This is a genomic window from Halomonas sp. 707D4 (assembly GCF_024158685.1).
Classification (GTDB): domain Bacteria; phylum Pseudomonadota; class Gammaproteobacteria; order Pseudomonadales; family Halomonadaceae; genus Vreelandella.
This window is the reverse complement of sequence record NZ_JAMZBD010000231.1, coordinates 1-4863: the sequence shown is the minus strand read 5'-3', so window position 1 is coordinate 4863 and position 4863 is coordinate 1. Positions and strand designations below refer to the sequence as shown.

The window sequence follows — 4863 nt, the reverse complement described above, 5'->3', positions numbered from 1 at the left end:
CCGCTGGAGGTCCGGGTACGCCTGCCGGCGACCCCGGCGGGCGCGCTTCGCCCGGCGGCGCTGATCGTGCACGGTGGCGGCTGGCGCCGGCGAAGTCCCGACGACATGGAGGGCATCGCCCGCCAGCTCGCCGGCCAAGGCTACGTGACGGTGAACGTGGCCTACCGCTTCGCGCCGCGCTACCGCTTTCCCGCACAGCTTCAGGATCTGCAGCAGGCCATGGCGTGGATTCATGCCAACGCCGACCGGTTTCGCATCGATACCGACCGAATCGTCGGGGTCGGATACTCCTCCGGCGCGCACCTGGTGAGCCTGCTGGCCCTGGCAAGCCAGACCGGGCCGCTGGCCGAGCCCTACGGTGGCGACCATACCCGGCTCAAGGCGGTGGCGGTGGGAGGGCTGCCAGGCAATCTGACGAAGTTCGACGATGGGCCGCTCGTGGTCGGCCTGCTGGGCGGCACCCGCCAGGAGCGGCCCGAGGCCTACGTGCAGGCCTCGCCGATCCACTACGTCACGCCCCAGGCACCGCCGTTTTTCATCTTCCATGGCAACCGGGACCGGCTGGTGCCCGTGGACCAGGCGCGAAATTTCTATCTTGCCCTCCAGGATCAAGGCGTGCCTGCAGAGCTCTACCTGCAGCGCGGACGCGGTCATATCGGCAGTTTTCTGCTGCGCCGCGGGGCGATGAAGGCGGCGATGGCGTTCTTGAAGCGCGAGGCCGGCGGCGGGGGTTAGACTTTAGTTGGCTTTTGCCGCCGTGCAAGGTTGGTGAAAGCTTCATGCCATAGCGTGTGCACTCCACAGGGCGTGCCCTGTTCCTAAAAAAAAGATAAACCTATAAAAAGCGAGACCGCTATGCTCAAGATCTTTTCTACCCAGAACGTTTCCACCCCGAACGTTTTCGCTCCAAGCTCTTCGCCTTTCGGCATGAAGATGAAGTCGCTGCTGGTCGGTGCCACCGTCGCCCTGGCGACTCTTTCGATGGCGCTGCCCGCCGTGGCCGACGACTATCCGGAGCGCCCGATCAACATGATCGTGGGCTTCGGCACCGGAGGCAGCGCCGATCGCCTGGCGCGGCTGATGTCCGGCTACCTCTCCGAGGAGATCGGCGTGCCGGTCCAGGTGACCAACCGCCCCGGTGCCGGCACCCAGGTGGCCTCCAACTACGTGCTGAACATGCCCGACGACGGCTACACCGTCTATGCCTCCACCTTCGCGCCCTACCTCACCAACTCGATTCTGACCGGTGGCGCCAACTTCAGCGTCGATGACTTCAACTACATCAACTTCCAGTGGTTCGACCTGGATTTGATCGCCGCCAACCGCGACAGCGGCTACGAGGATCTGCCGTCGCTGCTCGACGCCCTGCGCGAAGGCGACAAGCAGGTGCGCGGCGCCGTGGTACAGGGCTCCGCCGGCCACCTGATGGTGCGCCTGCTGCTCGACCAGGCCGGCATTCCCCAGGAAAACCTGAACCTCGTGACCTACAACAGCGGTGGCGAGGCCCGCTCGGCGGTGGCCGGCGGCCAGGTGGACTTCGTCTCCATCAGCGCCCAGGGCAGCGAAGGCATTCGCGAGTTCCTGACGCCGCTGGCCATCGTCAGCGACGAGCGCATCGATCAGTGGGACGTCCCGCCGATCAACGAAGCCCTCGAGCCCACCGGCGTGGAAGTGCCCATTCTCCAGGGCTCCATGCGCGGCTTCGCCGTGACCAGCGAAATGGAGCGCGAATTTCCGGAGCGTTTCGAGACGCTGACCAATGCCATCCAGAGCGCGCTGGCGCGCAAGGAAGTGCAGGATCACCTCGAGCGCAACGAAATGGGCGGCGTATGGATCGGACCGGACCGCGCCAACGAGCTGATGCGCGAGAACTTCGACGTCTTCGAGCAGTACGCCCACCTTCTGAAATAATCCCGTCTGACGTCCGGCCCCCGGTAGGGGCCGGGCTGGAGAACTCCCATGTCCGTACAACGACGCGACTATGGGGACCTTCTGGTCCTCATGGCGCTGGCGTGCTTCACGCTTTGGTATTTGATGGATGCGATCAGCGTCTCTTCCCAGGTCCAGAACCTGCTCTTGATCCTGCCGCTGTCACTGCTGGTACTGGCCATCATCGCCCTCGAGTTCGTGCTGCGCCTGAAGCACGGCACCCTGCTTCGCGCCAGCAGCGAAGAGGAGCCGCTTTACCGCACGCTGCCCGTGGTGGGACTGTTCGCCGCCTACGTGCTCTCGCTCGAGACCCTGGGATTCGATATCGCCACGGTGGCGTTCATCGCGCTGTTTCTGGTGCTCAAGGGGGAGCGCAACTGGCTGCTGCTGGCAGGGTTCAGCGTCGCCTTCGGCCTCGGCACGGCGTTCTTCTTCTCCCAGATGCTGCCGTACCCCATGACCCTGCTGCTGCTGCCCAGCTAAGGAACCGACATGATCGATTTTGACGCGGTCCAGCAGAGCATGGTTCTGCTGTTTTCCAGTTTCGACCCGTGGATGGTGGTCGTGCCCGGCATCGTGCTGGGCCTCATCTTCGGCGCCACCCCCGGGCTTCAGATCTCCATGGCCATGGCGATCTTCCTGCCCATCACCATGTACATGGACTTCGTCCAGGCCATGCTGTTTCTGACCGCCATCTTCACCGGCGGCTCCTTCGGGGCGGGCATTCCCGCGATCCTGATGAACATCCCCGGCACGTCGTCGGCGATCGCCACCGCCTTCGACGGCTACCCGATGGCGCGCAACGGCCAGCACAACCAGGCCCTGGGGGTGGCGCTGGCCTCCTCCGTGGTGGGGGTGCTGCTCGGCTACGTGATCCTGTTCATCATGATCCAGCCGCTGTCGGTCATGGTGTTGAAGCTCGGGCCTGCCGAGATGTTCATCGTCATTCTCTGGGGCATGACCTTGATCGCGAGCCTCAAGGGCGAGCAGGTGCTCAAAGGGCTGATGGTCGGCTTCGTCGGGCTTCTGGCGGGCACCATCGGCTTCAGCGAGATCGGCCTTGCCCGGGGCACCATGGGCCAGACCTACCTGCTCGACGGCATCCCGGTCATCCCCGCGATGATGGGCATGTTCGCCGCCTCGGAGCTGTTCAAGCTGGCCAACAAGGGCTTCATCGTCGAATCCGAAGACTCGCGCAAGGTGCGCATCGGCGAGATCCTGGCCGGGTGCAAGATGGCGTTTCGCTACCCGGGCGTGATGCTGCGCGGCGGGTTGATCGGCGTGTTCGTCGGCGCCGTGCCCGGGGTCGGCTCGTCGGTGTCGAACCTGCTCTCCTACGTCGAGGCCAAGCGTCGCGACGAGGACCCGGCGTCGTTTGGCAAGGGCAACCCCAAGGGCGTGGTCGCCTCGGAATCCGCCAACAGCACATCGGAAGCGGGTTCCATGGCCACCTTGCTGGCCCTGGGCATTCCCGGCGGCGGCGCCACCGCGGTGATGCTCGCGGCCTTCGCCATGCACAACATCACCGGCGGGCCGCAGTTCATCCGCGAGCAGACCGACGTGGTCTACGCCATCATCTTCGCCAACTTCGCCCAGGTGTTCCTGCTGATCGTGGTGGGGCTCTTGTTCATCCCGGTGCTGGCGAACATCGTCAAGGTCCCCATGCGCTACTTGATTCCGTCGGTGCTGGTGCTGGCGGTGATGGGCTCCTTCGGGTTGACCGGCAACATGACCGGCCCGGTCACGGTGTTGATCTTCGCGGTGATCGGCTGGATCCTGCGTCACTACGGCTATTCGGTGCCGGCAGCGGTCATCGGGCTGTTACTTGGTTCGCTTGCCGAGAAATCGCTGCTGCACTCCTACCAGATCAGCGGTGGCGACTTCACCTACCTGTTCGGTCGGCCGGTGGCGCTCGGCATCCTCGCGCTGCTGCTGCTTTCCCTGTTCGGCCAGCCGCTGATGAACCGCTTCAAGGCCTACCGCGCGGCCCGGGCGTAGGCCATGTCGAAAACGCTGAAGACGCTGTGTCTGGGTAGCTTGGGTGGCGCGATCGCCACCCTTTTTTCGCTGCCGCTGGCCTGGATGCTGGGAGCGCTGTTTCTGGTCATGAGCGCCTCGATCGCGGGCGTCAGGACCGGGGTGGACAAGCGCGTTCACGTCGTCGCCATCGCGCTGCTCGGGCTGTTCATCGGCAGCCGTATCCAGGCCCAGGAGCTTCTCGGGCTCGTTCGGTGGTACCCGAGCGTCATCGCCATGCTGCTCTACATGGTGATGATGCTGGCCGGGGGCTACTGGATCTTCACCCAAGCCAAGGTCGGGCGCATCAGCGCCATGTTCTGCGCCTACCCCGGCAGCATGAACTCGGCCCTGGTGCTGGCGGAGCCCGCCCGAGGGGATCTTCGCTGGATCGCCATTTCCCATTCACTTCGCCTGGTGACCGTGGTCTCCGGCGCGGCCCTTCTGGCGAGCCTGTTCGTCGACGAGGTCACCCTCGAAAGCGACACCCATTGGCTCGCGCTTTCCGATATCGCCGCGTTGATGCTGGCGCCTCTTTGCTGGTGGGTGCTGCGGCGGTGTCGCGCGCCGCTGCCGGAATTTCTCGGGCCCATGGTGGCCGGGGCGATCATGACCAACGCCGGGGTCGGGTTCTCCTTGCCCGCCTGGCCGGTGCTGCTGGCGTTCATGATCCTCGGCTCTTCCGTCGGGGCGCGCTTTTCCGGAACCCCCTGGCGTCAGGTCCTGAGCGTGGGGCGCTTCGGCATCGCCTACGCGCTGTTCGCCCTGGCGGCGGCGATGCTGATGGCGTGGCTCGTGGCCTCATTCACCTCGCTCGGGTTCACCGCGGTGCTGCTGGCGCTGATTCCCGGCGGGGTGGGGGAGATGGCGGTGATCGCCACGGTGATGGGGATCGACCCGGTCTACGTCGTCTCCCAC

5 protein-coding genes are annotated in these 4863 nt (G+C 65.2%); all 5 read left to right on the top strand.

The annotated features are described in order from the left end of the window. A partial coding sequence (locus BIS11_RS10780) for an alpha/beta hydrolase (protein ID WP_253586037.1) occupies window positions 1–735 on the top strand: 735 nt, incomplete at its 5' end. A gap of 192 nt (window positions 736–927) precedes the next feature. Further along, window positions 928–1911 (top strand): tripartite tricarboxylate transporter substrate binding protein, encoded by a 984-nt coding sequence (locus BIS11_RS10775; protein WP_253419657.1) that lies wholly within the window; start codon window positions 928–930, stop codon window positions 1909–1911. 48 nt (window positions 1912–1959) lie between these two features. Next, a complete protein-coding gene (locus BIS11_RS10770; RefSeq protein WP_253419625.1) occupies window positions 1960–2412 on the top strand; it encodes a tripartite tricarboxylate transporter TctB family protein in 453 nt (150 codons plus the stop codon). 9 nt (window positions 2413–2421) lie between these two features. Further along, window positions 2422–3927 carry a tripartite tricarboxylate transporter permease gene (locus BIS11_RS10765; protein ID WP_253419627.1) on the top strand — a complete coding sequence of 502 codons (1506 nt, stop codon included), beginning with the start codon at window positions 2422–2424 and terminating at the stop codon, window positions 3925–3927. A 3-nt stretch (window positions 3928–3930) separates the two neighbouring features. After that, on the top strand, window positions 3931–4863 hold a 933-nt coding region (locus tag BIS11_RS10760; protein ID WP_253586036.1), incomplete at its 3' end, for an AbrB family transcriptional regulator.

Bases quoted from the DNA above. Each gene is read 5' to 3' on its own strand.
- BIS11_RS10775 (WP_253419657.1), top strand. From the start codon at position 928: ATGAAGATGAAGTCGCTGCTGGTCGGTGCCACCGTCGCCCTGGCGACT.
- BIS11_RS10770 (WP_253419625.1), top strand. From the start codon at position 1,960: ATGTCCGTACAACGACGCGACTATGGGGACCTTCTGGTCCTCATGGCG.
- BIS11_RS10765 (WP_253419627.1), top strand. From the start codon at position 2,422: ATGATCGATTTTGACGCGGTCCAGCAGAGCATGGTTCTGCTGTTTTCC.